The sequence below is a fragment of the Acinetobacter sp. YH1901134 genome, assembly GCF_013416965.1.
GTDB lineage: Bacteria > Pseudomonadota > Gammaproteobacteria > Pseudomonadales > Moraxellaceae > Acinetobacter > Acinetobacter amyesii.
Genome location: NZ_VPEW01000017.1, coordinates 1 through 24,607, shown reverse-complemented (window position 1 = coordinate 24,607; position 24,607 = coordinate 1). Strand labels below are relative to the sequence as shown.

Below are 24,607 nucleotides of genomic sequence, written 5' to 3'. Positions count from 1 at the left end.
AACGATAGAGCATATCAAGTTTGTGTGGAAATAGGGAAAACAAGATTCAGGAGTGAATAAAATGAATTCATTAAAAACAATGGAAAATGTCAAAATTGACCCAATGAAATTCCGTCGTGCATTAGGGAATTTTGCGACAGGTGTGACCATCATGACCGCACAAAATGCTGATGGTGAAAAAGTGGGGGTGACAGCAAATAGCTTTAACTCAGTATCACTCGACCCTGCTTTGATTTTATGGAGTATTGATAAAAATTCTTCAAGCTATCATGTGTTTGAACAAGCGACACATTTCGCTGTAAATATTTTATCGGGTTCACAAATTGAACTTTCAAACAAATTTTCACGACGTAATATCGATAAATATGAAGGTACCAGTTATCACGAAGGTGCAGGTAAAGCTCCAATTTTAGACAATTGTTCAGCGGTATTTGAATGTGAACGCCACCAGATTTTAGAAGGTGGAGATCATTGGATTATTGTCGGGAAAGTGGTGAATTTCCATGACGAAGGACGTAGTCCTTTAGTTTATCACCAAGGTGCATATTCTGGCGTTACACCACACCCACTATTGCAAGTAAAAGATAGTATTGAAGACACTGCAGATGTCGGAGAAATGCATCAAGGGCATCTATACAGTAATGTGTGTTATCTCATGAGTCGTGCATTTAAATTTTACCAAAATGACTATATTCCAAAGCAATTAGTGACAGGTTTTAGAACCAGTGAAGCACGGTTGCTCTTGGTTTTAGGCAGTGGAACTGCATCGAATAAAAATGATTTACCACGTGATATTGCGATGCCAATGCGTGAAGTAGAGCAATCAGCTGCCATCTTAGCCAAAGATGGGTTGCTTGAAGAAAGAGATGGTTTTTATCGTTTGACTGAAAAAGGTAAAAAAACAGCGCATTATTTATTTGATATTGCGGATAGTCATCAAAACGAGGTTTTAGCAAAATACTCGAAAGATGAACAGGACTCTTTTATCAAAATACTTAAAGACATCGCAGGCGTGATCTAATTCAAAAGCTATCTATAAGTTGACAGGCATTTTCTATATTTTGTCTGCCAACTTGGCTTTGATTTACGACAACAGATTGAAATGATTTAAGCTACAAAATACAGTTTTAAATGAAAATTACAGTTAAATTTAAATGATTAAAAGAGAGACATGATATGGCACTGGAAAAACAAGCGGTAATTCAAAGTACTGTTTCTTTACACGAACTGATCCAATCCGTTTTCAATGCAAAAGAAACAGATGAGCAATTGGCTCAAATGGTTGAATACTTTAGTGAAGATTTTGAAATGGTTGGTGCAGCAGGTAAGCGCATCCAATATGCACAAGTTTTACAGCTATTTAAAAACAATCAAGGCAATCTTTCTGATCTAAAAATTGAAATTTCAGATCCGGAAGTCGTTTTACTAAAAGATGATGCAGCTTTATTAAACTATACAGAAACACATCATCGTGATGCTGGAACAACAAGCCGTAGAGCTTCGGCTTTATTGGTTGAAGAAAAAGGTAAAATGCTATGGCGCTATTTACAAGAAACATTTCTTGTTTGATGAGCCTTAATTCAAAGAAAACATAGCCTGAAGTGGTTATGTTTTCAATTATTTCGCTTCAAACAAATTAACATTTAGTTCTGTTTAAAGTCGTCTTTTTCTTGATCTTAAATCTTCATATTTATTATCTGAGAGGATTATACAAATGATCACTAGATCCAGATAAAGATGCGAAAAACTCTATTACCAAAATTCAAAGTGAAATTAGCCATATGAATGTCCTTCAAAGATTCTTTGCAACTCTTTGAAGAACAATTTTTTAATTTATTCCATAGCCTGCTTATACATATTTTAAACCACAGGTTTAGCAATTTATTTCAATACATTCAGATTAATAGCATTTGGAGAATATTAATGAACCATGATCAATGGATTTGTAAAAGTATTAGTGAATTATTAGATGTGATTGAAAAAAACGAAGTAGACTTGGAAACGATCATTGATTCTTTTTATTCTAGAATTGAACAAAGTGATCCAGATATTCAAGCATGGCAGTTTCTTATTTCAAAAAAAGAATATTTAAATCAATATTATAGTAATGAGGAATTTTATAAAAATTCGGTTTTAAAAGGATTACCTTTTGCCGTAAAAGATGTGATAGATACTGCAGGCATCGAAACCCGTATGGGTTCAAAAATTCATAATAATCGTGTTCCTAACATGGATGCTGCCGTGGTTATTGCAATTAAAAAGGCTGGCGGCATTTTGATGGGTAAAACGGTAACTACCGAATTTGCTTTTTTTAAGTCTGGCAAAACGAAAAACCCACATGATCCGAAGCGCACACCAGGCGGTTCTTCAAGTGGTTCTGCGGCGGCAGTTGCTGCACATATGACACCGTTTGCATTAGGTACTCAAACAGCAGCTTCCGTAATACGACCTGCTGCATATTGTGGTTGCATGGCATATGTAGCAAGCCATTCAGAATTTTCACTTAGAAATATTCAACCACTCGCACAATCTTTAGATAGTTTGGGCATGTTTGCAAATGATTTCTCTGACCTACTATTGATGAGACGAATCATTCAATTACGTAGTGATTTAGATTCTAAGCAAATGGCTAAAGAGAATCTAAGAGTTGGCGTTTATTCTGGTGATCAATTAGGTGAAATAGAACCTGAAATGCAATATGCAATGAAAGGGTTTATGAGTAGTGTACAGCGTGAATCCATCACATTTGTACAACTCCCAGAAGATATCGACATTAAAGCATTGGCTGATCATCATTATAAGATTATGGCATTTGAAGTGGCGCGAAATTTACAATATGAATTTCATACGGGTTTAATGGATGAATATATCACTGAACTTATTCATACTGGTCTGAATATGGCTCATGCTGATTATTTAGAACATCTTCAATCCGTTGAAAAAATCAAAACAGACTATGTAAATTGGATGAACAAGGCATCTATTGATCTCACGATTGCACCAGCTGCACCGGGTATTGCACCACTTGGTTTAGAAAAAACTGGACAACCTTTTATGAGCCGTCCATGGCAAGTCATGGGTTTACCTGTAACAACTTTCCCTATGGCGCATCAGCAAAACATGCCACTCGGTATTCAACTGGTGGGTAAATTTCATCAAGATGATGAATTGTTAGAGCACAGTGATTATCTATTTAAATTGTCGCAATCTAAAGGTTGAAATTTAAATAAATAGCGAACCTTTAAAAGTCTGAAACATGAACAAATAAGATATTACAAATATTGAATATGTAATATATGGTAGTTATTACAGCGATTAATGATTTTTTTATTTGAAAAAAATGACTATTACCAAAACAGGCAAAGATGGGCATGTAAGGGCTTTGTTGCACAAAGATTGGAAATGCAAAACGCCCCTAATTGAGCCAAATTTAAAGCGTAACTTGGGTAAGTGGTCGACCTAATTCCGTAAATCTGTTGAGGACTGCTACACGTGTATGTATCTCATTCACTTGGCTATCAAAACTCCTTGTACTGAGTTTATCTCCTAATAATTTAATGCAGTACATCTTAGTTTCAACCAAACTTCGCCGATGATAGCCTGACCATTTTTTCCATAGTGTCCTGCCTAAACGTGTAACTGTTCGAAGTAATTCATTTCGCTCTAGCGAGCTACTCTTTATATCTTTCCATGGTTTCGCATTTTTTCTAGGTGGAATCACCGCATGCGCTTGCCGATCTGCAATGACCTGACGGCATTGCTTGGTGTCATAAGCTCCATCGGTATAAACAGAGTCAATCTGCTCATCTTGTGGAATCTGATCGAGTAAATCACCAAGCACTTGTGAATCACTCACATTATTTGTAGTGAGTTGAATGGCGCGTATTTGAAGGGTTTCAGCATCTGTACCAATATGAAGTTTACGCCATTGGCGACGATATTCAGGTCCATGTTTCTTGCGCTTCCATTCGCCCTCACCTAGAAACTTCATGCCTGTAGAGTCTATGAGTAGATGCAGCCCATCGCTACTTTTGTGGTAGCTGATTACAATATCAATATGCTTTTGTCTTCTACAAAGCGTGGTGTAATCTGGAGCTATCCAATTTAATCCGCAAAGTTTAATCAGACTTTGCACAAAGCCAGTAACCATACGTAAAGACAGACGAAATAAGGATTTAATCATTAAGCAGCATTGGATGGCTGCGTCGGAGTAGGTTTGATTTCGCCCTTGTTTGCCTTTTGATGGCGTATACCATTGCGTAGCAGGATCAAACCAAAGGGCAATATTTCCGCGACTCATGAGTGCTCGGTTATATGCGGGCCAATTGGTTGTGCGGTAGATTTTGTGTGTAGGCTTCTTCATTTGAAAATGATATCGCTGAAAAAGCCTTTACAGATAGGTTTGTGCAACAAAGCCTTTTTAAATCCTTAACTGAAAGCTCCTCCCTTTTTAAAGGGAAGTTGGGAGGGATTTTAAAAAGATGATTTATTCGAAAAATCCCCCTAAATCCCCCTTTGTAAAAGGGGGACTTCCTTTTTTATTTAGATGTCCCATCCACCAATTTTGCACCAGTCATCGACTGCAACTCTTCAAAGCTCATACCGTCCACTTTTTCAATCACGGTCATGCCTGTAGACGTTACATCAATAACGCAAAGGTCGGTATAAATACGGTCTACGCATTTCAAGCCAGTAGCAGGGTAGCTTAATTCCGCGACAATTTTTGGTTCGCCTTTTTTGGTTACATGATCTGTGGTGATAAAGACTTTCTTCGCACCTACAGCCAAGTCCATTGCACCGCCCACAGCAGGGATGGCATCGGGAGCGCCTGTATGCCAGTTGGCTAAGTCGCCATTTTCAGCCACTTGGAATGCACCGAGTACAGCAATATCTAAGTGACCACCACGCATCATGGCAAAAGAGTCTCCGTGATGGAAAAATGCACCGCCAGTCAGCATAGTGACAAATTCTTTGCCCGCATTAATCAGCTCAGGGTCTTCTTGACCTTTTTCTGGAGGTGGACCAAAAGCCAATAGGCCATTTTCAGAATGTAAAAATACGTCTTTGTCTGAAGGCAAATAATTCGAAATTTTCGTCGGTAAACCAATGCCTAAATTCACATAAGCACCATCTGGAATATCTTGGGCCACACGTTCAGCAATTTGATCACGGCTTAATTTGGTATAACTCATCTTAAATCTCCGTATCCAATTATTGAGCAGGTGTAACTTGAACAATGTGTTGAACAAAAATCCCTGGGGTGATGATATGTTCTGGATCTAAACCACCCAGTTCAACCACTTCAGATACTTGCGCAATAGTCACATCAGCAGCCATAGCCATAATTGGGCCAAAGTTACGTGCCGATTTGTTGTAAACCAAGCTACCCCAACGGTCGCCTTGATGCGCTTTAATGAGAGCAAAGTCGGCTTTGATTGGATTTTCTAAAACAAAGTCTTTGCCTTCATAATTGAGTGTCGGTTTACCCTCAGCTAAAAGCGTACCAAAACCTGTAGGCGTATAGATTGGGCCTAAACCCATGCCAGCAGCTTGAATACGACATGCCAAATTGCCTTGTGGCACCAGTTCTAATTCAATTTTTCCAGCACGGTAAAGTTCATCAAATACCCAAGAGTCAGACTGGCGTGGGAAAGAACATATGATTTTACGTACAGAGCCAGCTTTAAGCAGTTTGGCAAGACCATAATCACCATTACCTGCATTGTTATTCACAATCACGAGGTCTTTGATGCCAAGCTTAATCAGTCCGTCAATTAGTTCTGCGGGCTGACCTGCTGTACCAAAGCCGCCGATCATGATAGTTGAACCGTTTTTAATTTGGGACAGTGCATCCATTAATGATGTTGAGCTTTTATCAATCATATGCCTACTCTTATTTGTATATGCTTAAATTGCTATGCGTAAATATCATTTCAAAAATACCTATGCATAAAAATTATTGGCTTGTTATCACTCTACAATTAGCTCCTATTTCAAGCTGCACCTTTACAAATCCTGGAATACATCTCAGTAAATAAATGAGAGATAAACCATCCTAAAAATGAGAATGGTTTAATTTTTTAATCAGGTGTCATCTTCACGAATTGAAGAAGGATGACGATTTAAGGCAGTCACTTGAATATCCATATACGGGTAGAGTGGTAAACCTTGCAAAATGTTGTGCAACTCTTCATTGCTTTCAACATCAAAAATACTGATATTTGAATATTGACCTGTAATACGCCAAATATGGCGCCATTTACCTTGGCACTGTAAATCTTGTGAATAAGCTTTTTCAACAGCTTTAATTTCATTGGCTTTATCGCTTGGCATATCTAAAGGGATATGTACGTCCATTTTGACTTGGAAAAGCATGATGTCTCCTTAAATTATTGACGACGCATGTTGTCGATTTTATTTTCGTCCAACTCAATACCTAAGCCTAAACCTGTAGGGATTTGTAGCTCAAAATTTTCATATTTAAGTGGTGTTTTTAAAATTTGTTCAGTCAGCAATAATGGACCAAATAACTCAGTGCCATATGCTAAATTACTGAAGGTTGAAAATACGTGTGCAGAAGCAATCGTGCCGATAGGGCCTTCCAGCATGGTTCCACCGTAAAGATCTATACCTGCAAGATTGGCAATTTTCCCAACTTCGCAGCCCTCAAGTAAGCCGCCTGATTGTGCAATTTTGACGGCAAAAACAGAGGCTGCATTGCGTTTTGCTAATTCATAGGCGCTTTGCGGACCCATTAGGGATTCGTCTGCCATGATCGCAATGTCGAATTTACGGGTTAAGCGTTCCATCGCATCAATATTGTTGATCACACAAGGCTGTTCAATCAGATCGACACCGCCATCTTGTAGCATTTGAATGCCTTTAATGGCAGTCAATTCAGACCAAGCACGATTGACATCGACCCGAATCGAAATGTCATCACCTAAGGCTTTTTTGATTGCTAAAACGTGTTCAACATCTTGTTCAACAGGGCGTGAACCGATTTTGAGTTTGAACACATTATGACGCTTGCTGGCAATCATCTTTTGCGCTTCAGCAATGTCTTTTTCAGTATTGCCTGAAGCCAGTACCCATAGCACTGGAATACTGTCACGCAAACGACCACCTAAAACCTCACTAAGAGGCAGGCCTAGACGTTGTGCTTGAATATCCAGTAAAGCCGTTTGAATGGCACATTTCGCAAAACGGTTGCCATTAATATGACGGTTAATGATGTGCATCGTCTGTGCGACGTTTAAACCATTTAACGTTTTTAATAAGGGCGCGAAATAGGTTTGTATATTGGTTTTAACACTTTCAGGACTTTCTTCGCCATAGCCTAAGCCACCAATTGTGGTGGCTTCGCCCCAGCCGATAAAACCGTCGTCTGTGCTGATTTTAACCAGTACGAGTGTCTGAGTTTGCATTGTTGCAACAGCCATCTTATGTGGACGGATCGTTGGAATCTCAACAAGCAATGTTTCTATAGTTTTATACATTGCAAAAAATCTTCTGTGTTTAGCTATTTGTATACCCTAAGTTAATGTAATATCTTAAACTAGAGCCAAATTGGTATTTTTGAATACTTAAAAGGTATATAAATGGAATTAAGACATTTACGTTATTTTGTGACGGTTGTTGAAGAACAAAGCATTACTAAAGCTGCAGATAAACTCTGTATTGCTCAGCCTCCTTTGAGTCGACAAATTCAAAAATTAGAAGAAGAATTAGGCATTACCTTATTCGAACGAGGATCGCGCCCAGTTAAAACAACAGAGGCAGGGATGTTCTTTTATGAACATGCTGTGCAAATTTTGACGCATACATCTCAAGCGACCTCAATGGCGCAGCGCATCAATGCTGTGGATAAGACAGTTCGGATCGGCTACGTCGGTTCTTTACTGTATGCCTTGTTGCCTCAAATCATTTATTTATTTCGTCAGCGACATCCAGATACACATGTAGAGTTAATCGAGTGTGGCACGCGGGATCAGATTGAAGCCCTAAAAGCAGGTAAGATTGATATTGGTTTTGGTCGATTGCGATTATCCGATCCAGCCATCAAACGTTTATTATTACGTAAAGAGCGCTTAAAACTCGCGGTGCATAAAAATCACCATCTGGCAGAATTTATTGATACTGGCGTTTACCTATCCCAAATTGTCAAAGAATCCATCTTTTCTTATCCCATTGCGCCTAAACCTAATTTTTCGACATTAATTCAGTCTATTTTTACGGAATTAGGCTTAGTCCCGAAAGAGCTCATAGAAGTTCGTGAAATTCATTTAGCACTCGGTTTGGTTTCTTCTGGTGAAGGGATTTCGATCATTCCTGAAAGTGCCAGTGAAATTGGCATGAAAAACTTAATCTATATTCCAATTTTAGACTTAGAAGCTTATTCGCCAATTTCATTATCGGTCAGAAATATGGATCAAAGTTCATACATTCCCGATATTTTAGAATGCATCAAAGAAGTATTCGCCGAAGAGGGTAAGCCAGTTCAACTCAATGATGATTAACACAATGGTAGGTAAGCTGCACTGAAGTTTTCCTTAATGTGCCTATTTAGGATAGATTCAAAAGATTCCTCGCTTTTGATGAATCAGAATTTGGTCGTCTTAAATAATCGGCAATGTATTTTAGTTCTTGTTCATCATTGATTAAGCCCTGTTTGATGGTCTCAATTTGCTTTTCAATGTCGCTCAGCACGTTTTGACATTGCTCAATGACATCATCCAAATAGTTGTCTATTTTCTGCAATAAACCATTCGAAATTTCAGTATATAAACGCTCATGGCCAATGGCTAAGACGTCCATACCCTCGTCTGCATATATGACTTCGTACGCCAAATACTCCGAAAACTCTAAATGCTCAAGCGGCATAAATTTCAACTGATAATCAGCCAAATGATTTGAAATGTGTACTGCCAGTAATTGATTGGTTTGCTGTGTAAGCGTGCGATATAAATCAGGCAAGGCTTGCTGCTCGGCAAATTGTTCTAATAGGCTCGGTAAAGTGGCAATAACGCTGCGCCATGTTTGCGTCATGATTTGAGACTTATGCTGTGCCAATGCATTGCTTGCATTGTTCAAATACAACTGTAATTGATTGAGCTGTGGCACAACTTCAAGTTGTAACGGCGCTAATATTTCTTCCTGCAAATGATGAAGTAAGGCTTCGGCAGGTTTTCGCTGTTTATAGGCTAAGGCGGGTTCAATTAAATGTAAAAGAGCATTAAATAGGCTATTAAATCCCGCGGATTGCATAGCTTGATCCTTAAAATCTGCATCTTTTAACATTTGCGAAGAAATCGATACTGGCGCTTGTAATAAGTCGGGATCAACTTGCATTTCCACCAGCTGTGCCGTGGCACGCGTGTAGACGTCCCGTTCCTGCAAACTGCGTTGAACCGAATTTTTATTGCATAAGACTTGGCAAATTTCTCCATCCACCTCGTCTTCTTCAAAATAATCACTTCTGGTAATCACAGGCAGTAAGGGTTTATGCCTACGTAACTCTTGTCCCAAAGCCATGAGTTCTTTGACTTGACCGGGTGAGGATGAACTGCTTAACCATAAAACACCATCGGCACTGTCTAAAAACCGTTGAGTTAGTTCGGCATTTTGGGGAGTTACAGAATGCAGTCCAGGCGTGTCTAATAAAATTAAATTATGACCGAGGCAAACACCTTGTAAACGTGAGGTAGTCTCTGTGGCACCTTCTTTTAAAGGTTTATCACTTTCGATGATATTTCCAGCATCGAGATAAAAATAATCAACGCTTTGTTGTCGTCTACGGAAACTTTCAGCCAAGACATTACATAATGAACTTTTACCAGCATTAAATTTGCCAAAAATCAGTAAAATGATTTTATCTTCAAAATGTTCAGCAACAGAATGTGCATCTTTGAGTCGATCTAGATGTGTTTCCCAGTAACTTAGATAATGTTCAAGTTGGGTATTTAAAGCTACAATCGCAGTAGATATTTGGCTGGATGAACTCAATCCGTTACTGTTTAAACGTCGTTCATTTAGATTGGTTGCCAGTTGCTGATGCCAAGCCTGCATTTTATTTAAATGCGGTAGAATATCTTGCTCAGACTGATCGAAAGCATCGGAACTTTGGATCAAATGTTGAATTGGACTTTCAATCGAAGTTTGAATCAAATCAGTACTCATAATGCTCCCTCCAAAGTTTCTGTTGCTTGTTGGGCTTGTACAATGAGTTGAAGTCGTTGCTCTAGATTCTGCAGTTGGTTTTTCAATTGCATGCGATCGGCCGAGACTTCAAAATAGTGTGTGAATTCACGTCGCAAACGATCACGACCTGATTCTTCGTCAAAAATAAGTTTTAAATCCTTACGCAGTTTGACCGAAACCCCCATGACCGCAACCATTACAGTATCCAAACTACGGACATTACTTTTTTGTGTATCAGATAAACCAATCACACCATATCGTACTAAGTGACTGTTGATTTCGATACAAGCGCGAGAATACGCTACTTGAATACGGTTACGATCTCGTTTACCCGCAGTCACTTTATACATATTGGCAAAGGAATCTGGTTCTAAAGAATCGTCTTTTCCTGAAATCTGCAGAATGGGCTGTAAATCCTCACGAACTTTGTCTAGCACTTGATTGAGATCATGTAAAAAGGATTCAGATTGCTGTTCAAGTGTTGCAGTAACTTGATGGATATTGGTTTGAATCGAATTTTGCAATTCAGATGTTTCTGATTTAAGTTCAGTAAAGATCTTATTTTTTTCAAACTGGCGTACTGTTGATACTTTTTCAATCATGCTGTTGAGCTTTTGCTTTAGTTCTGGAATACCACTGCGTTGAACTAGGAGTGGTTTAGAATTGACTAAGCCTTGGCGATGACGCGTTGCAGAAACAGGCAGAACATTGGCATCTGGCGCTTGTTTCTTAATACTGTCAATAATATGTGCTAAAACATCTGCATCTGGTGCTTGGTCGATTTGTGTCAACACGAGTACGCTTTGGCGCCGTGTTTGCTGTTCATCCTGTTTGAATTGCTGAAATAAATGTAATTCATACGGATCGAATTCACCCTCACGAACCGAATGGATCATTAAGCGGATATCCGCTTCGGTCCACATCGCATCTTGCGCATATTGGTCGTCAATGGCTGCGACATCAGCATCTAAACCTGGTGCATCTAACCAGCGAATATTATGCTTTAAATGTTCAGATAGGGTGACGGTTTCACGTTTATCTGCAACAGAGAAAATGTCATCGCCAATGAGTTCATTTAAAAGTCGGCTTTTACCGTGGTTATATTTGCCAATCACCGTCACGGTGGGAAATTGTCCTGCTAATAAGATGGCACGAAGCCGAGCCAAAGTCCTATTTCGCTCTGGAAGAATGGCTAAAATTTCATTTTGTGCTGCATCAAAAATACGAATATCCATATAATTTTCTATTTATCCGTAAAGCAAATCAGGCTAGTCCATTGCTGGCAGCCTGATTACAAGATTCAAAATTAGATTTATATTTGCATCAAGCTTGCAAGCGCGGGCGGTCTACCACTTGGTTATCAACTCCATCGACAAGTCGGCTTAATTTTAGATCAAAGACCATTTCAGCAAATGGACCTTCTACGCCGTTGGCTTGACTTGTCGCAGGATCGGTATGCTCAATCGCTTCAACCACTAGGCCTTCACGAGTTGCAAAAGCGAAGTCATCGTAGGTGTACGGGTCGCCAGCAACGTTAATTTGCGTAGTTAGTTTGCGATGACCATCTGCTGACACAAAAAAGTGGATGTGCGCAGGACGGTTACCGTGCCGACCTAATTGATTTAACAATTGCTGTGTTGGACCATTTGGTGGGCAGCCATAACCTGATGGCAGAATCGTTTGTACACGATAATGGCCTTGTGCATCCGTCATAATAGTACGGCGCATATTGAACGGTGTTTGTTCGCCAGTTGGGTCAAAGTGTGAATAGAAACCTTTGGTATTGGCATGCCAAATTTCAACTTGTGCATTTGGAATCGGTTGACCATCTGCATTGTAAATTGTGCCATGCAAAATAAGCGTATGGCCATTTGGATCGCTGCCATCATCCATACGGGCAAAGCCTTGTGACACAGGCGCGCCAGCCACATAAAGAGGGCCTTCAATGGTACGTGGCGTTGGGTTATCAATACCTAAAGCGGCATCCGCGGCATCCATACGCATATCGAGGAAATGGTCAAAACCTAAACCAGGGGAAAGCAATCCAGCTTCATGACTTGTACCGAGTTGGTTTAAATATGCAATTGCCGCCCAATATTCGTCAGAAGTAATTTCTAAATCTTCGATGGTTTTAAATAAATCAGAAACTACACGGTGGATAATTTGTTTGATACGTGGATTACCACCTTCTTGCTCAAGTCCACTGAGTAGATTTATAAAATTTTGTACTTCTTCCGTGTTAAAAATTTTAACATTTGCGGCTGTCATGGCTATCTCCTTCATGTTGCCATAATGCTGGTCCACTACATAATTATTCAATCGTTGTATGAGTTAAGCCTGCATTGATTCTTAAATTGTATATCCGTTCATATATACCTTAATTAAATGTTATAGCCTTATCTAGTCTTGTTTTGGTATCTTTAAATACTTAAAAGGTATATTTAAGGAATGTAGTTCTAAAAAATTAATCTAAGTCGGATAGTTCTTATTAACATAAAGCTTAAATGATCATGAAACTAATTAAGCTCATTTGAGTCCAATAAAATAGCTAAAATTAGAAAAATCGAATATTGAAACTGGTCATCTAAAACGAGGTGACTAATTTATATGAGCTTTGATTAAATATAGGACTTTTTTATTTACATTCATTTCATATTGATAGATGTTACATATTTAAGTCTTGCTAATTGCAATACAAGCTCCAAATGAAATATTAGAATCAAGCAAACTTACAGATCATTACAACATCATTAATCTATTTTTTCGTTTTGAAAACTTCATCTCCATAAAAAATATAATGTTTTGACTTATGAATATTCCTTTCGTGTAAATAATTTAGGCGATTTTACTATTTAAGGTATATAAATATACTTAAAATAACATTGAAATTTCCATGTAAATAAACAATATTGATGCGATGCAGTCATAAAAAATGGTCAGAGATGGCATGAAATATAGAGGCTAGCTTTGTCGGGATGACTTAACTCATTGATTGGAACAGATGAGAAAAATTCGATTGATTTGTATTGTATAAGGATATTACATGAATAAATTACCAGCATTAGCATTATTAACCGTCTGTTGTAATGGGGCTGTGTATGCTGATTTTGTCGAAGACAGCCAAACCACACTAAATTTTAGAAATTTTTATATGGAGCGTGATAACACAACGACCCCTAATGTAGGTAGCTGGTCACAAGCACTTGGTCTAAAATTTAGTTCAGGTTATACAGATACACCAGTACAGATGGGATTAGATGTGACATCTAGCTATGCTTTACGTCTGACTGATCATAACGCTGAAAGACCTGATACGATTCTTCCATTCGACCCAATCAAAAATAAGCAAGAACGCAGCTATAATAAATTTGGCGCGACCTTAAAGCTCAAATATAAAGACTCTGAATTATTAATCGGTGAGCTGTCGCCACGTACGCCAGTCGCTTATATTGATGAGTCACGTCAATTGGTAACGACCTATGCAGGTGCTGCATTTGAAAATAAATCAATTGATAACTTAAAATTTTCATTGGGCCGCATCACGCATATTAATGCACGTAATGATGATGAGTTTGAGAAATTAAGTTTATTTGCCCCAGGTAAACCACACATGGAAAGTGATGGTTTGAACTATGTTGGTTTTGACTATAAATTCACTCCTGCAGTTGATGGGTCATATTGGTTCGGGCAACTTGAAGATATTTATCAGCAACATTTTTTTAGTGCAGCGTACAACACCAATGTAGGTACAACTAAGCTGAAATTGGATGCGCGTTATTTCCATAACAGTGAAGATGGTGATGCATATTACGGAAATATTGATAGTCAAACTTTAGGTGTTCAAGCCAATTTAAGTAATGGTCCACATTCATTCGCAGCAGGCGTACAAAAAAATAAAGGCGAAACCAACTTCCCAACATTTGATGGATATGCACCGCAACCATTTTTACATACATGGTCAACACTAGGGTTTATTAAACCTGAAGAACTGACCTATCACGCACAATATTCGTATGATTTTAAAGATGTAGGCGTACCAGGTCTGCGTACCACACTACGTTATTTATATGGAACTAATATTGAGCGTCCAGGTCTAACAGACAATAAAGAAACCGAAGCAAACTTTATCTTAGGTTACACCGTTCCAGAAGGTAAGTTGAAAGGACTTGGCTTTGAGTGGCGCTATATCGATACCACAACCAAATACGGTGCGGGTCATAGCGCAGGAAATGATTTTGTAGAAAATCGATTCATTACGACTTACAGCATGAAATTCTAATTGGATTTAACGTGTAGGTTAAAAGAATAGCAAGGAGAGAATAATGACTTTAAGAAAATTAGTATGTGCAACCAGTGTCTTGGCAGCCTCTATTGTTTGTGCACACGCTGAAATCAAAGTAGGTGTGATTACTTCATCATCTGGCCCAATCGCTATGGTGGGTATCCCTCAAAAAAATACCATTGCTTTACTGCCTAAAAAAATTGGCAATGAAACTGTACGTTATTTTTCACTCGATGATGCCAGCGATCCGACTGCATCAGTAAAAGCAGTTGAAAAATTAATTAAAGAAAATAATGTCGATGCCATTATTGGTCCATCAGGATCGCCAAATGCTTCAGCAGTCATTGGAACAGTGGCAAAAGCACAAGTTCCGCTATTAGCGCCAGTAGGTACAGCATCTGTAGTCTTACCGATGAATGCTCAAAAAAAATGGGTATTCAAGACCACTCAAAATGACGACATTATTGCTGCAGCTCTCATCCAAGACATGGTGAAACGTAAGTTCAAAACCATCGGATTTATTGGTACAGCTGATCCTTATGGTGAAAACTGGGGCAAGGTTGTGAGTGCATTAGCTAAAAAGCATGGCATTCAAGTCGTCGCTCAGGAGTCTTTCCAGCGTCAAGATACGTCTTTGACAGGTCAAGCGCTGAAACTGATCAGTAAAAAGCCACAAGCAATTTTAATTGCCGCACCTGGCAGTGCAGCAGTTCCGCCTCAAACAGCACTATTTGACCGCGGTTACCGTGGCCAGATCTATCAAACCCATGGTGCTGCATTGGATCAGTTCTTAAAACTAGGTGGTAAGAAAGTAGAAAATACAATCTTAGCTGCGAGTTTGATGCTGGTGATTAATGAAATTCCGAGCAGCCATCCGTCTAAAGCAGTTGCTACTAAATATATGAACGCCTACAAGACGCAATATAAACAGACTCCTGCGACTTTCGGGGCGAACGTTTACGATGCTGGAATTTTGTTGGAAAAAGCAGTGCCTGTCGCTTTAAAAACAGCTAAACCGGGTACTCCGCAATTCCGTGCAGCACTACGTAATGCTTTAGAAAGCACAAAAGAAGTGGCGGGTACTCAAGGTGTTTATAACATGACGCCAACAGATCACAGCGGCTTTGATAAACGTGGTCGTGAAATGATTATTGTGAAAAATGGTCAGTGGAAGCTTTTGAAATAAAACTGATAGAGATAAAAAGTTAAATTATTCGGGTGGAGGCGTCCCTTTACTCGAATATTGACTCACCCACAGGAAAGGCGGGGAGACGTTATGGATTTAGATATTGCCTTGGTACTTGCACAGGATGGCATCACCAGTGGTGCGATTTATGCCTTATTGGCACTGTGCATTATTCTTGTATTTTCAGTGACACGAATATTATTAATTCCTCTGGGCGAATTTGCAGTTTTTGGTGCACTTACTTTGGCATCTATTCAGGCCGGTAAACCAAGTTTAATTGTTTGGTTGGTGGCTGCATTCTTTGTGGTAAATACTTTATTAGATCTATATGCCAAAGTCAGACACAACAGTATTTTTAATATCAAGCTATTTGCCGGAAGCCTAATTTATATAGGTGTTTTATTACTGGCTATGTATAAGTTGCACCTTGATCAGTTACCGATGTGGGGACAAATTATATTAACCTTAGCGGCAATTATTCCGTTGGGCCCTCAAATTTATCGCACTTTTTTCCAACCTTTGGTTAGCGCAAAACCTTTAGTTTTACTGATTGTTTCTATTGCGGTGCACGTGGTTTTGGTGGGCTTAGGTTTAGTTATATTTGGCCCTGATGGTGCGCAAACCCAATCCTTTAGTGATGCAACGTTTAATCTTGGATCTTTAACGGTCAATAGCCAAACGTTGGTGATCATCGCGGCATTCTTTATTTTGATCCTTGTATTGTGGTATTTCTTCGAGAAAACCCTTTATGGCAAGGCATTACACGCCACTGCAGTCAATCGTATTGGTGCACAGCTTATGGGAATTTCACCCATCTTTGCTGGAAAACTCACCTTTGTTATGGCGGCATTTATTGGCGCGCTTTCAGGCATTCTGATTGCTCCAATCACCACTTTATATTATGACTCTGGATTTATTCTAAGTTTAAAAGGCTTTGTTGGCGCCATTATTGGTGGTTTGATCAGCTTTCCTTTTGCGGCCATTGGCGCTGTTGTCGTCGGAGTTATTGAATCGTTCTCTATGTTTTGGGCCAGTGATTACAAGGAAATTATTGTCTTCACACTCATTATTCCATTTTTACTGTGGAAATCCCTAACGACACGCCATGTAGAGGAGGACGAAGAATGAAATCTAAATACTTAATTTTAATTTTTGCTCTAATCGTATTCATCAGTCCGCTTATTTTACCGACCTATCAAGTGACGTTACTCAATTATATTGGCTTAAATGCATTGGTTGTCCTCGGTTTAGTTCTGGTCACTGGTGTGGGTGGAATGACCACCTTTGGTCAGGCTGCACTTGTCGGAATTGGCGCATATACAACGGCCTACCTAACCGTCACTGAACAGCTGCCAAACTTTTTGGCTTGGACAGGTGGCAATCCGTGGTTTGGTCTGTTGTTCGGAATTTTAATTACCTTATGTTCTGCACTATTGGTTGGTGGACTGACACTCAAGCTTTCAGGACATTATTTACCTTTGGGCACCATTGCTTGGGGCATTTCTTTATATTATTTCTTCTCTACCATTGAGTCTTTAGGCGGACATTCAGGGATATCCAATATTCCAAATATCTCGATTGCCGGTTATGCCTTCGATTCGGGTAATAAAATGTATTACCTCATCTGGTTGGTTGTTTTTGCTGCCATTATTGTCACCAAAAACTTGCTCAATTCACGTGAAGGTCGTGCGATGCGCGCCTTAAAAGGCGGTCAGGTCATGGCAGAATCAATGGGTGTGAATACCTTCCGCTCTAAAATGATTGTATTTATGATCGCTTCGATATTTGCCTCCGTTTCAGGATGGCTATATGCGCATACACAAAGCTTCATCAACCCAACACCGTTTGGTTTACAAATGGGTATTGATTACCTATTTATGGCGTTACTGGGTGGTGTAGGCAGTATTTGGGGTGCAATTTTAGGCGCGGGTATATTTACCCTTGTTCGACAATGGTTACAAGACTTCCTGCCAATTGTTTTTGGCGCAGAAGGGCATTATGAAACCATTGTATTTGGCTTGATTATTATTCTATTAATGCAAAAAGCGCCTTCAGGTTTATGGTCATTCATCACAAAACTTGTGCCAGCAAAATTTAAACCCGTAGATATCCATCCCAAGGTAAATCCCGTTTCTCAATCCTTAGCCACGCCAACATTACCTGAACAAGGCAGTGTGATTTTAGAGGCTAAAAATGTCACCAAAAAATTTGGTGGTTTAGTTGCCAACAATGACATGAATTTATCGATTCATGCAGGTGAAATACTTGCACTCATTGGCCCGAATGGTGCAGGTAAAAGTACCATGTTCAACCAAATTTCGGGTGTGGATGAACCAACCAGCGGCGAAGTGATATTTAAAGGGCAAAAGATCAATGGTATTCCATCACGTGAAATTGCGCGATTAGGACTGAGCCGAACCTTCCAGCATGTCAAAATTTTGCCAGAAATGACGGTGCTAGAAAACACGGCAATTGGCACGCATTTACGCGGTGAAAAAGGTATTTTTTCTTCTATGTTCTATATGGACCGAGATGAGGAAAATATTTTACTCAATGAAGCGAAAACACAGTTGGAACGCGTTGGCTTAGGCGACTATCTGTATACCGAAGCGGGCAGTTTAGCTTTGGGACAACAACGTATCTTAGAAATTGCACGTGCATTATGCGCAAGCCCAAGTTTGTTATTGCTTGATGAGCCTGCAGCAGGTTTACGTTTTAAAGAGAAACAAGCCTTGGCCGCTTTATTGAATAAACTAAGAGCAGAAGGCATGGCAATTTTACTGGTCGAACATGACATGGATTTTGTGATGAATTTAGCAGACCGTATTGTGGTAATGGAATTTGGTCAAAAAATTGCAGAAGGCTTACCAGAGGATATTCAAAAAGATCCAGCGGTGCTTGAAGCCTATCTTGGAGGTGCTGCATGAGTGATGTCATTCAAAATGATCAAGGAAAGGCTTTACTTGAAATTTCCAATCTCAGTGTTGCCTATGGCAAAGTTGAGGCATTAACCAATTTCAATATGCGCGTAAACGAGGGGCAGATTGTCTCTGTGGTTGGGCCAAATGGTGCAGGAAAAACCACATTACTTTCAGCCATTATGGGCTTGTTAAGTTCTAAAGGTAATGTTGAATTTGATGGTGCGGTTGAGCAATGTCCTGCAGTAGAACGTATGGTCGTCAGAGGCTTAGGACTGGTGCCTGAAAAGCGAGAGCTTTTTAGTTCAATGAGTATTGAAGATAACCTGATGCTTGGCGCTTTTCAGCGCTATCGTCAGGGGGATCGACAACTGAGTCAAACCTTAAATGAAGTGTATGATATTTTTCCTCGCCTTAAAGAACGCCATAGCCAGCAGGCTGGCACATTATCTGGCGGTGAGCGCCAAATGTTGGCGGTAGGGCGTGCACTTATGGCAAAGCCTAAACTATTAATGTTGGATGAACCTAGCTTAGGTCTTGCACCGTTAATTACCCGTGAAATCTTTAAAGTCATCGACCATTTACGTTCGCAAGGCGTGTCTATTTTATTGGTTGAACAAAATGCACGTGCCGCATTAAAGCTTGCAGATTATGCCTATGTGTTAGAAATGGGTGAACTGTCTATGCACGGTAAAGGCAGTGATCTTGTAGAAGATCCACGCATTATTGAAAGTTATTTAGGCATCAATAGCAAACATCAGGATATTTTAGCGGTGTAATTTAATACCGCTCAACAACATTGATTTGCATGGAGGCAGAAGTGAATTCAGATTCAAAAATTCTCGTCTATGGTGCAGGTGCAATTGGTTGTGTCGTGGCTGCAAGGCTTATCCTTGCAGGCCACAATGTACGTTTGCTCGCACGTGGCGAAAATTATCAGCACATTAAAGTACATGGAATTCATTTAGAGGACTTAACCGGTCAGCATAATATTTATCCTGTGCAAGTGGTCAGCGATCAAGATGATTTAAGCGATCAAGATTATATTTTTATCGCGACTAAATTTCAGGCTTTAACTGAAATTATGCCCAACTTGAAACGTATGCTGCATGAAAAGACTCAAATTATTCCTTTAATGAACGGGATTCCTTTTTGGTATTTTTATGGCATTACCGAACAACAGCCTTTAGCCACAATCAGAGCTTTAGACCCGCACAATACCCTGACTGAAAATTTTCCTCTGCAACACTTGATTGGTGCCGTAGTATTTATCACGGCACAATTGCAGGGGCTGGGGCAGGTCAAATCTACAAATCCGCATTTGCTGATTTTTGGGGAGCCGAATCATCAAATGTCAGATCGGCTACAAGATTTGGTGAACTTATTTGAAAATAGTGGCATTGAAGCACGGCCAGTCGAAAATATTCGCGATCAAATCTGGACGAAAGTGATTGCCAACCTCAGTTCAAATCCATTGTCTGTGGTCGCCAATACGACTTTAGAGCAAATCTACTCAAATACTTATTTAAGTCCAATTTCCAAATCCATTACTCAGGAAGTCAGAAGTGTAGCCGCTTGCTACAGTGCGCGGATTTCAATTGATCCAAATACCTTTATGCAGCTGGGTGCAGAAATGGGCTCAATTTATACATCGATGTGGTATGACTACCAAGACAAGAAAACACTGGAATTGGCAAATATTGCCGATGCAGTGTTTGAGTTAGCTGAGCGCTACGGCTGCGAGTTGCCTGTGACAAAAATAATTTATGAACTAAGCCATTTTTTAAGTGCTCAGTCGATAAAAAATGAGGGATCTTCAACATGAATAATAATTTTCAAAAGCCAATGGATGTCAGTCAGGAAGAATGGGATTTACGGGTAAAGCTGGCCCAATGTTACCATTTGATTGATTTTTTTGGCTGGACCGAGACAATTTTTAATCATGTTTCAGCTCGCTTACCGGGCAATGAACACTATTATTTGGTGAACCCTTTTGGTCTCAATTACACAGAAATAACCCCTGAAAACTTACTTAAGGTAGATTTGTCTGGGAATAAAGTAACGCCCTCTGAATATGATGCCAATCCTGCTGGCTTTGCTTTGCACAGCGCGGTACATGGGGCGCGACATGATATTCGCTGTTTAATCCATACGCATACTACGCCAATCAGCGCAATTGCACAGAAACAACAAGGGTTTAAAAACGATAATTTTTATGGCGCTCAATTGTTTGGCCGCGTGGCTTATCATACCTTTGAAGGGATCACATTATTTGAAGATGAAAAAAAGCGCATGATCCAGAGTTTAGGACAAAAACATATTTTGGTTCTGAGAAATCATGGTGTTGCTGTTGGTGAAAATAGTATTGAAAAAGCATTCTTTTTGCTATGGACGGTTCAGCGCGCGGCGGAAATTCAATGTTTAGCAGACTCCATGCAAAGTGTAGATGTTTTGCTAGAAGATACCATTAAACAAAAATGTGCAGATTTGACCCAGATGCTGATTCAAGATGGCGGATTTGCTGATAAATTTTTTAGGGCAATGGTTAGAAAAATGGAGGAGAGAAGGAGGATATAAAAATAGAATTTTTGAAATGGCACAAAATTATGCACTTGAAATAACAGAAGTTGATATTGAAAGGCAAGAATATGTTGATGAAAATTTCAAACCTATTCTGATGATTAAATCCTTATTCCGTCTGTCTTTACGTATGGTTACTGGATTTGTCTAAAGTCTGATTAAGCTTTGTGGATTAGATTGGACAGCGCCAGATTATTCCACACTGTGCAGAAGACAAAGGCATATCGATATTACAATTGGTTATCAAAAAAGTAGTGGTGGTCTTCATCTACTACTCGTAGACTCTACTGGGCTAAAGTTTTTAGGTGAAGGTGAATGGAAGCGTAAGAAACATAGACCTGAATATCGTCGTCAATGGCGTAAACTACATATTGGTATAGATGCTAAAACACTACACGCTATTCAGCTCACAACCAATAATTTCAGTGATTCACAGGTGCTTGATGATTTACTTAATCAGATTCCACAAGATGAGCAAATTGACTCTGTTTATACCGATGGAGCTTATGACACCAAGCAATGCCGTCAGGTCATTGCAGATTGGCAAGCGTATGCAGTGATTCCGCCAAGAAAAATGCGAAACCATGGAAAGATACAAAGAGTAGCTCGCTAGAGCGAAATGAATTACTTCGAACAATTAAACGTTTAGGCAGGACACTATGGAAAAAATGGTCAGGCTATCATCGGCGAAGTTTGGTTGAAACTAAGATGTACTGCATTAAATTATTAGGAGATAAACTCAGTACAAGGAGTTTTGATAGCCAAGTGAATGAGATACATACACGTGTAGCAGTCCTCAACAGATTTACGGAATTAGGTCGACCACTTACCCAAGTTATCACTTAAATTCTGTTCAAATGAGCAGAGTGTTGTCTTTTAAATCTTTGTGCAACAAAGCCCTTTCAAGCTAAATAATAATGGGTATAAGCATGGAAATGTTGATTCAGTATCAAACAATAATTTAATTTCGTTCTCATTAGATATCTTTTGTTCTAAATGAATACTTTTAACTTCAAACATAGTGTGAACTTCATGAACTACAATTTAGGTCAACATATCATATTTTTGCTTAGGAGTTTTATTTGTATAAGTTATTGATATTAAGTAAAATAAGTACAAATATGAAGTTAATGGATGGGGTATTATATTTAACATAATCTATATTATACGAAATTCTTCTGTAAGCCCCAAATAGAAATGTCCAGTTTCTCCAAAGTAAAAATGTCCGCTTTTAGAATATGCGCTTTTGCAATTTCCTTAGCGGACGGTTTGATATGTTGGTGTCTATGTCGGATAAAGAACTTAACCGATTGTCAGTCTTGCAAGAAATCTGTGATCAACGTATAACTCAATCCCAGGCTGCTCAGCTACTTCATATCTCAGAACATCAGATCAGACGCTTACTGCAGAAATATAAAGCTCAAGGTCCCGCTGCATTAGCTCATGCCGGTCGTGGCCAAATCAGCAATTCTAAACTTCCTGAAGAACTCAGACTTAAGTGTCTCAATATTGTTTCAGATCAACTTTATGGTTTCGGACCCACTTTAGCGCATGAAAAGCTCACCACCGTGCATGGATTCGATCTTTCGGTAGAAACGCTTCGGCGCTGGATGACTGCAAATGACCTCTGGATTCCACGATCCAAGCGCCTTAAACGTCCATATCAGCCACGTTATAACCGGGATTGCTTCGGTGAGCTAATCCAGATTGATGGCTCATATCATGACAGGTTCGAAGGACGCGCTGCTAAGTGCTGCTTGCTGGTTTATATCGATGATGCCACTGTTCTGTGAGGCGAAAACGACCTTCGACTATATGCTTTCAACCCGAGCCTATATTGAACAATATTGTAAGCCCCTGGCCTTTTATAGCGATAAACATTCGGTCTTCCGAGTGAACCAGAAATCGAGCCAGGACAGCAAAATCACGCAATTTGGACGCATTCTGAATGAGTTAAAGATTGATATTATCTTTGCCAACTCACCACAGGCTAAAGGACGCGTAGAACGCGCGAATAGAACCCTTCAAGACCGTTTGATCAAGAAGATGCGTCTGGAAGGCATCAGTTCAATTGCAGATGCCAATAAGTGGCTGCCGTGCTTTATTGAGCAATTTAATCGTAAATTCGCCAAGATGGCCTTTAATCCCAAGGATCTGCACCGGACTATCACTGAAACAGCCGAAGAATTAGATGATATTTTTACCTGGCGTGAACTCCGCAGGGTCACGAACAGCTTGACGATTACTTATGATAAATGCGTATATATTTTGGAAAACAGCGAAGAAAATCAAAGATTGGTCGGCAAGTATCTTGAGTTCCTGGAATATCCGGATGGTACTGTAGCCATTGAATATCAGGGAAGAAAAATCAATTACAGTATCTTCGATAAATTAAGTCAGCTCAATCAACGAGAGATTGTTGAGAATAAACGTTTGGGTTCTGTGGTGGCACATATTCAACAACAGCATGAACAACTGGAACACCAAAACAAACGCAATCGTTCTCAAAAGATGCCACGTAGACAAGCACAGAAAACAGCGATTGAACAACGAAATCTGAATCCTGTGCTTGACTTTGAAATGTCCATATAGGACATTTCTACTTGGGAATAACAGAGGGCAGCAGCTCTCGTTTTTTAATGTGGAAACTGCTAGAATACTTGTACGCCATTGACGTACATAGAATCTATGTTATTCATTGAAACTAGTATCTTTACCAAGCAAATCAAAGACCTTGTATCTGATGAGGAATATCGTCAACTTCAACAAGATCTATTGGTTCAACCTGATAAAGGTGACTTGATCAAGAATGGTGGTGGCATTCGGAAAGTACGTTGCGCTCAAGGTAATAAAGGTAAAAGTGGCGGTATCAGAGTAATTTACTATTGGGTAAATGAGGATGATCAAATCTTTTTCTTGGTGGCTTATCCAAAATCTGTAAAAGATGATCTAACGGATAAAGAAACCGCCATTCTGCGCCAACTCGTGAAGGAGCAATTTCATGGATAACAATTTATTTGATGACTTGGTCGCTTCGATTAAAGAAGCTGGAGCAATCAAACGCAAAAAAATCAAAGCTAGTCGAACAACCGAACTTGAATTACCTGATATTAAGGAAGTCCGAGAAAAAACTGGTTTAAGTCAAAGCGAATTTGCTGCACGTCTCCACATCAGTCATCGCACCCTGCAAAACTGGGAACAAGGCCGACGCTATCCGACAGGACCAGCGGCAACATTAATTAGAATCTTAGATGCACATCCTAGCCTTATTTAAAAAATTTCATTAAAAATGGGAGCTTAGCTCCCATTTTTTGACTTCGTATAACGTGTATTATGTTAATTTTAGGAAATCTTAAGATAATTATTAATGAGTGGCTTAATGAATAAAGAAATTTCTGTATTACTGCATGACGTTCCTACTCATGCAGATTACGCATGTGA

General features: G+C 39.4%; 21 protein-coding genes and 3 pseudogenes. 15 read left to right on the top strand and 9 right to left on the bottom strand.

Annotated features, from left to right (window positions below):
• The first annotated feature begins 61 nt into the window (after window positions 1-61).
• The 3 genes from FTV50_RS14415 to FTV50_RS14405 all read left to right on the top strand — a co-directional run bounded on the left by FTV50_RS14415 (window position 62) and on the right by FTV50_RS14405 (window position 3,219).
• A complete protein-coding gene (locus FTV50_RS14415) occupies window positions 62-1,021 on the top strand; it encodes a p-hydroxyphenylacetate 3-hydroxylase reductase component (protein WP_019836948.1) in 960 nt (319 codons plus the stop codon).
• Window positions 1,022-1,176: 155 nt separating this feature from the next.
• Complete coding sequence (locus FTV50_RS14410; protein ID WP_019836947.1) at window positions 1,177-1,569, top strand: DUF4440 domain-containing protein; 393 nt, start codon at window positions 1,177-1,179, stop codon at window positions 1,567-1,569.
• A 216-nt stretch (window positions 1,570-1,785) separates the two neighbouring features.
• Window positions 1,786-3,219 carry an amidase gene (locus FTV50_RS14405; RefSeq protein ID WP_233945547.1) on the top strand — a complete coding sequence of 478 codons (1,434 nt, stop codon included), beginning with the start codon at window positions 1,786-1,788 and terminating at the stop codon, window positions 3,217-3,219.
• Window positions 3,220-3,430: 211 nt separating this feature from the next.
• On the opposite strand, the gene FTV50_RS14400 is transcribed toward FTV50_RS14405, so the two are convergent.
• From FTV50_RS14400 to FTV50_RS14380, 5 genes are all read right to left on the bottom strand, one after another.
• A complete protein-coding gene (locus FTV50_RS14400) occupies window positions 3,431-4,363 on the bottom strand; it encodes an IS5 family transposase (RefSeq protein WP_180024837.1) in 933 nt (310 codons plus the stop codon).
• A 175-nt stretch (window positions 4,364-4,538) separates the two neighbouring features.
• Window positions 4,539-5,192, bottom strand: coding sequence for a 3-oxoacid CoA-transferase subunit B (locus FTV50_RS14395; protein ID WP_180024836.1), 654 nt, complete (start codon window positions 5,190-5,192; stop codon window positions 4,539-4,541).
• Between the two features lie 19 nt (window positions 5,193-5,211).
• The gene (locus tag FTV50_RS14390; protein WP_180024835.1) at window positions 5,212-5,883 is read right to left on the bottom strand and encodes a 3-oxoacid CoA-transferase subunit A; all 672 of its coding nucleotides are present in this window, start codon (window positions 5,881-5,883) and stop codon (window positions 5,212-5,214) included.
• Window positions 5,884-6,084: 201 nt separating this feature from the next.
• Entirely contained in the window at window positions 6,085-6,375 is a 291-nt protein-coding gene (catC, locus tag FTV50_RS14385; protein ID WP_180024834.1) for a muconolactone Delta-isomerase, read from the bottom strand.
• Window positions 6,376-6,389: 14 nt separating this feature from the next.
• Window positions 6,390-7,499 carry a muconate/chloromuconate family cycloisomerase gene (locus FTV50_RS14380; RefSeq protein WP_180024833.1) on the bottom strand — a complete coding sequence of 370 codons (1,110 nt, stop codon included), beginning with the start codon at window positions 7,497-7,499 and terminating at the stop codon, window positions 6,390-6,392.
• Window positions 7,500-7,601: 102 nt separating this feature from the next.
• Between FTV50_RS14380 and catM the strand changes: the two genes are divergently transcribed.
• Window positions 7,602-8,519: a cis,cis-muconate-binding transcription regulator CatM gene (gene catM, locus FTV50_RS14375; RefSeq protein WP_180024832.1), complete on the top strand. Its 918-nt coding sequence runs from the start codon at window positions 7,602-7,604 to the stop codon at window positions 8,517-8,519.
• 46 nt (window positions 8,520-8,565) lie between these two features.
• Here catM and FTV50_RS14370 read toward each other — a convergent pair whose 3' ends face one another.
• From FTV50_RS14370 to catA, 3 genes are all read right to left on the bottom strand, one after another.
• A complete protein-coding gene (locus FTV50_RS14370) occupies window positions 8,566-10,179 on the bottom strand; it encodes a dynamin family protein (protein WP_180024831.1) in 1,614 nt (537 codons plus the stop codon).
• Complete coding sequence (locus FTV50_RS14365) at window positions 10,176-11,435, bottom strand: GTPase (protein WP_180024830.1); 1,260 nt, start codon at window positions 11,433-11,435, stop codon at window positions 10,176-10,178. The genes FTV50_RS14370 and FTV50_RS14365 overlap by 4 nt, the downstream gene beginning before the upstream one ends.
• Window positions 11,436-11,523: 88 nt before the next feature.
• Complete coding sequence (gene catA, locus FTV50_RS14360) at window positions 11,524-12,468, bottom strand: catechol 1,2-dioxygenase (protein ID WP_180024829.1); 945 nt, start codon at window positions 12,466-12,468, stop codon at window positions 11,524-11,526.
• Window positions 12,469-13,243: 775 nt separating this feature from the next.
• On the opposite strand from catA, the gene FTV50_RS14355 reads away from it, so the two are divergent.
• The 8 genes and pseudogenes from FTV50_RS14355 to FTV50_RS14320 form a co-directional block, all read left to right on the top strand.
• Window positions 13,244-14,479, top strand: coding sequence for an OprD family outer membrane porin (locus tag FTV50_RS14355; RefSeq protein WP_180024828.1), 1,236 nt, complete (start codon window positions 13,244-13,246; stop codon window positions 14,477-14,479).
• A 43-nt stretch (window positions 14,480-14,522) separates the two neighbouring features.
• A complete protein-coding gene (locus tag FTV50_RS14350; protein ID WP_180024827.1) occupies window positions 14,523-15,668 on the top strand; it encodes an ABC transporter substrate-binding protein in 1,146 nt (381 codons plus the stop codon).
• 90 nt (window positions 15,669-15,758) lie between these two features.
• Entirely contained in the window at window positions 15,759-16,796 is a 1,038-nt protein-coding gene (locus tag FTV50_RS14345) for a branched-chain amino acid ABC transporter permease (RefSeq protein WP_180024826.1), read from the top strand.
• Window positions 16,793-18,595 (top strand): ATP-binding cassette domain-containing protein, encoded by a 1,803-nt coding sequence (locus FTV50_RS14340; RefSeq protein WP_180024825.1) that lies wholly within the window; start codon window positions 16,793-16,795, stop codon window positions 18,593-18,595. The genes FTV50_RS14345 and FTV50_RS14340 overlap by 4 nt, the downstream gene beginning before the upstream one ends.
• On the top strand, window positions 18,592-19,365 hold the full coding sequence (locus FTV50_RS14335; RefSeq protein WP_180024824.1) for an ABC transporter ATP-binding protein: 774 nt from the start codon (window positions 18,592-18,594) through the stop codon (window positions 19,363-19,365). The genes FTV50_RS14340 and FTV50_RS14335 overlap by 4 nt, the downstream gene beginning before the upstream one ends.
• A gap of 41 nt (window positions 19,366-19,406) precedes the next feature.
• The gene (locus tag FTV50_RS14330; RefSeq protein WP_373683694.1) at window positions 19,407-20,411 is read left to right on the top strand and encodes a ketopantoate reductase family protein; all 1,005 of its coding nucleotides are present in this window, start codon (window positions 19,407-19,409) and stop codon (window positions 20,409-20,411) included.
• Window positions 20,408-21,163, top strand: a complete 756-nt coding sequence (locus FTV50_RS14325) for a class II aldolase/adducin family protein (RefSeq protein ID WP_180024822.1) — start codon at window positions 20,408-20,410, stop codon at window positions 21,161-21,163. The genes FTV50_RS14330 and FTV50_RS14325 overlap by 4 nt, the downstream gene beginning before the upstream one ends.
• Window positions 21,164-21,257: 94 nt before the next feature.
• Window positions 21,258-22,012, top strand: a pseudogene (locus FTV50_RS14320) (IS5 family transposase); the annotation flags it as partial.
• A 48-nt stretch (window positions 22,013-22,060) separates the two neighbouring features.
• On the opposite strand, the pseudogene FTV50_RS16765 reads toward FTV50_RS14320, so the two are convergent.
• Window positions 22,061-22,186: pseudogene (locus tag FTV50_RS16765) on the bottom strand (site-specific integrase); the annotation flags it as partial.
• 266 nt (window positions 22,187-22,452) lie between these two features.
• Here FTV50_RS16765 and FTV50_RS14315 point away from each other — a divergent pair.
• The 3 genes and pseudogenes from FTV50_RS14315 (at window position 22,453) to nadS (ending at window position 24,440) form a co-directional block, all read left to right on the top strand.
• A pseudogene (locus FTV50_RS14315) lies at window positions 22,453-23,758 on the top strand (ISNCY family transposase).
• A gap of 96 nt (window positions 23,759-23,854) precedes the next feature.
• Window positions 23,855-24,175 (top strand): type II toxin-antitoxin system RelE/ParE family toxin, encoded by a 321-nt coding sequence (locus FTV50_RS14310; protein ID WP_111861355.1) that lies wholly within the window; start codon window positions 23,855-23,857, stop codon window positions 24,173-24,175.
• The gene (gene nadS, locus FTV50_RS14305) at window positions 24,168-24,440 is read left to right on the top strand and encodes a NadS family protein (protein WP_180024821.1); all 273 of its coding nucleotides are present in this window, start codon (window positions 24,168-24,170) and stop codon (window positions 24,438-24,440) included. The genes FTV50_RS14310 and nadS overlap by 8 nt, the downstream gene beginning before the upstream one ends.
• Window positions 24,441-24,607: the final 167 nt, after the last annotated feature.

Coding starts and splice junctions, on each gene's coding strand:
- FTV50_RS14355 (WP_180024828.1), top strand. CDS start 13,244: ATGAATAAATTACCAGCATTAGCATTATTAACCGTCTGTTGTAATGGG.
- FTV50_RS14335 (WP_180024824.1), top strand. CDS start 18,592: ATGAGTGATGTCATTCAAAATGATCAAGGAAAGGCTTTACTTGAAATT.
- FTV50_RS14410 (WP_019836947.1), top strand. CDS start 1,177: ATGGCACTGGAAAAACAAGCGGTAATTCAAAGTACTGTTTCTTTACAC.
- FTV50_RS14380 (WP_180024833.1), bottom strand. CDS start 7,499: ATGTATAAAACTATAGAAACATTGCTTGTTGAGATTCCAACGATCCGT.
- FTV50_RS14400 (WP_180024837.1), bottom strand. CDS start 4,363: ATGAAGAAGCCTACACACAAAATCTACCGCACAACCAATTGGCCCGCA.
- FTV50_RS14350 (WP_180024827.1), top strand. CDS start 14,523: ATGACTTTAAGAAAATTAGTATGTGCAACCAGTGTCTTGGCAGCCTCT.
- FTV50_RS14345 (WP_180024826.1), top strand. CDS start 15,759: ATGGATTTAGATATTGCCTTGGTACTTGCACAGGATGGCATCACCAGT.
- FTV50_RS14390 (WP_180024835.1), bottom strand. CDS start 5,883: ATGATTGATAAAAGCTCAACATCATTAATGGATGCACTGTCCCAAATT.
- FTV50_RS14415 (WP_019836948.1), top strand. CDS start 62: ATGAATTCATTAAAAACAATGGAAAATGTCAAAATTGACCCAATGAAA.
- catA (WP_180024829.1), bottom strand. CDS start 12,468: ATGACAGCCGCAAATGTTAAAATTTTTAACACGGAAGAAGTACAAAAT.
- catM (WP_180024832.1), top strand. CDS start 7,602: ATGGAATTAAGACATTTACGTTATTTTGTGACGGTTGTTGAAGAACAA.
- nadS (WP_180024821.1), top strand. CDS start 24,168: ATGGATAACAATTTATTTGATGACTTGGTCGCTTCGATTAAAGAAGCT.
- FTV50_RS14340 (WP_180024825.1), top strand. CDS start 16,793: ATGAAATCTAAATACTTAATTTTAATTTTTGCTCTAATCGTATTCATC.
- FTV50_RS14370 (WP_180024831.1), bottom strand. CDS start 10,179: ATGAGTACTGATTTGATTCAAACTTCGATTGAAAGTCCAATTCAACAT.
- FTV50_RS14395 (WP_180024836.1), bottom strand. CDS start 5,192: ATGAGTTATACCAAATTAAGCCGTGATCAAATTGCTGAACGTGTGGCC.
- FTV50_RS14310 (WP_111861355.1), top strand. CDS start 23,855: ATGTTATTCATTGAAACTAGTATCTTTACCAAGCAAATCAAAGACCTT.
- catC (WP_180024834.1), bottom strand. CDS start 6,375: ATGCTTTTCCAAGTCAAAATGGACGTACATATCCCTTTAGATATGCCA.
- FTV50_RS14365 (WP_180024830.1), bottom strand. CDS start 11,435: ATGGATATTCGTATTTTTGATGCAGCACAAAATGAAATTTTAGCCATT.
- FTV50_RS14405 (WP_233945547.1), top strand. CDS start 1,786: ATGTCCTTCAAAGATTCTTTGCAACTCTTTGAAGAACAATTTTTTAAT.
- FTV50_RS14325 (WP_180024822.1), top strand. CDS start 20,408: ATGAATAATAATTTTCAAAAGCCAATGGATGTCAGTCAGGAAGAATGG.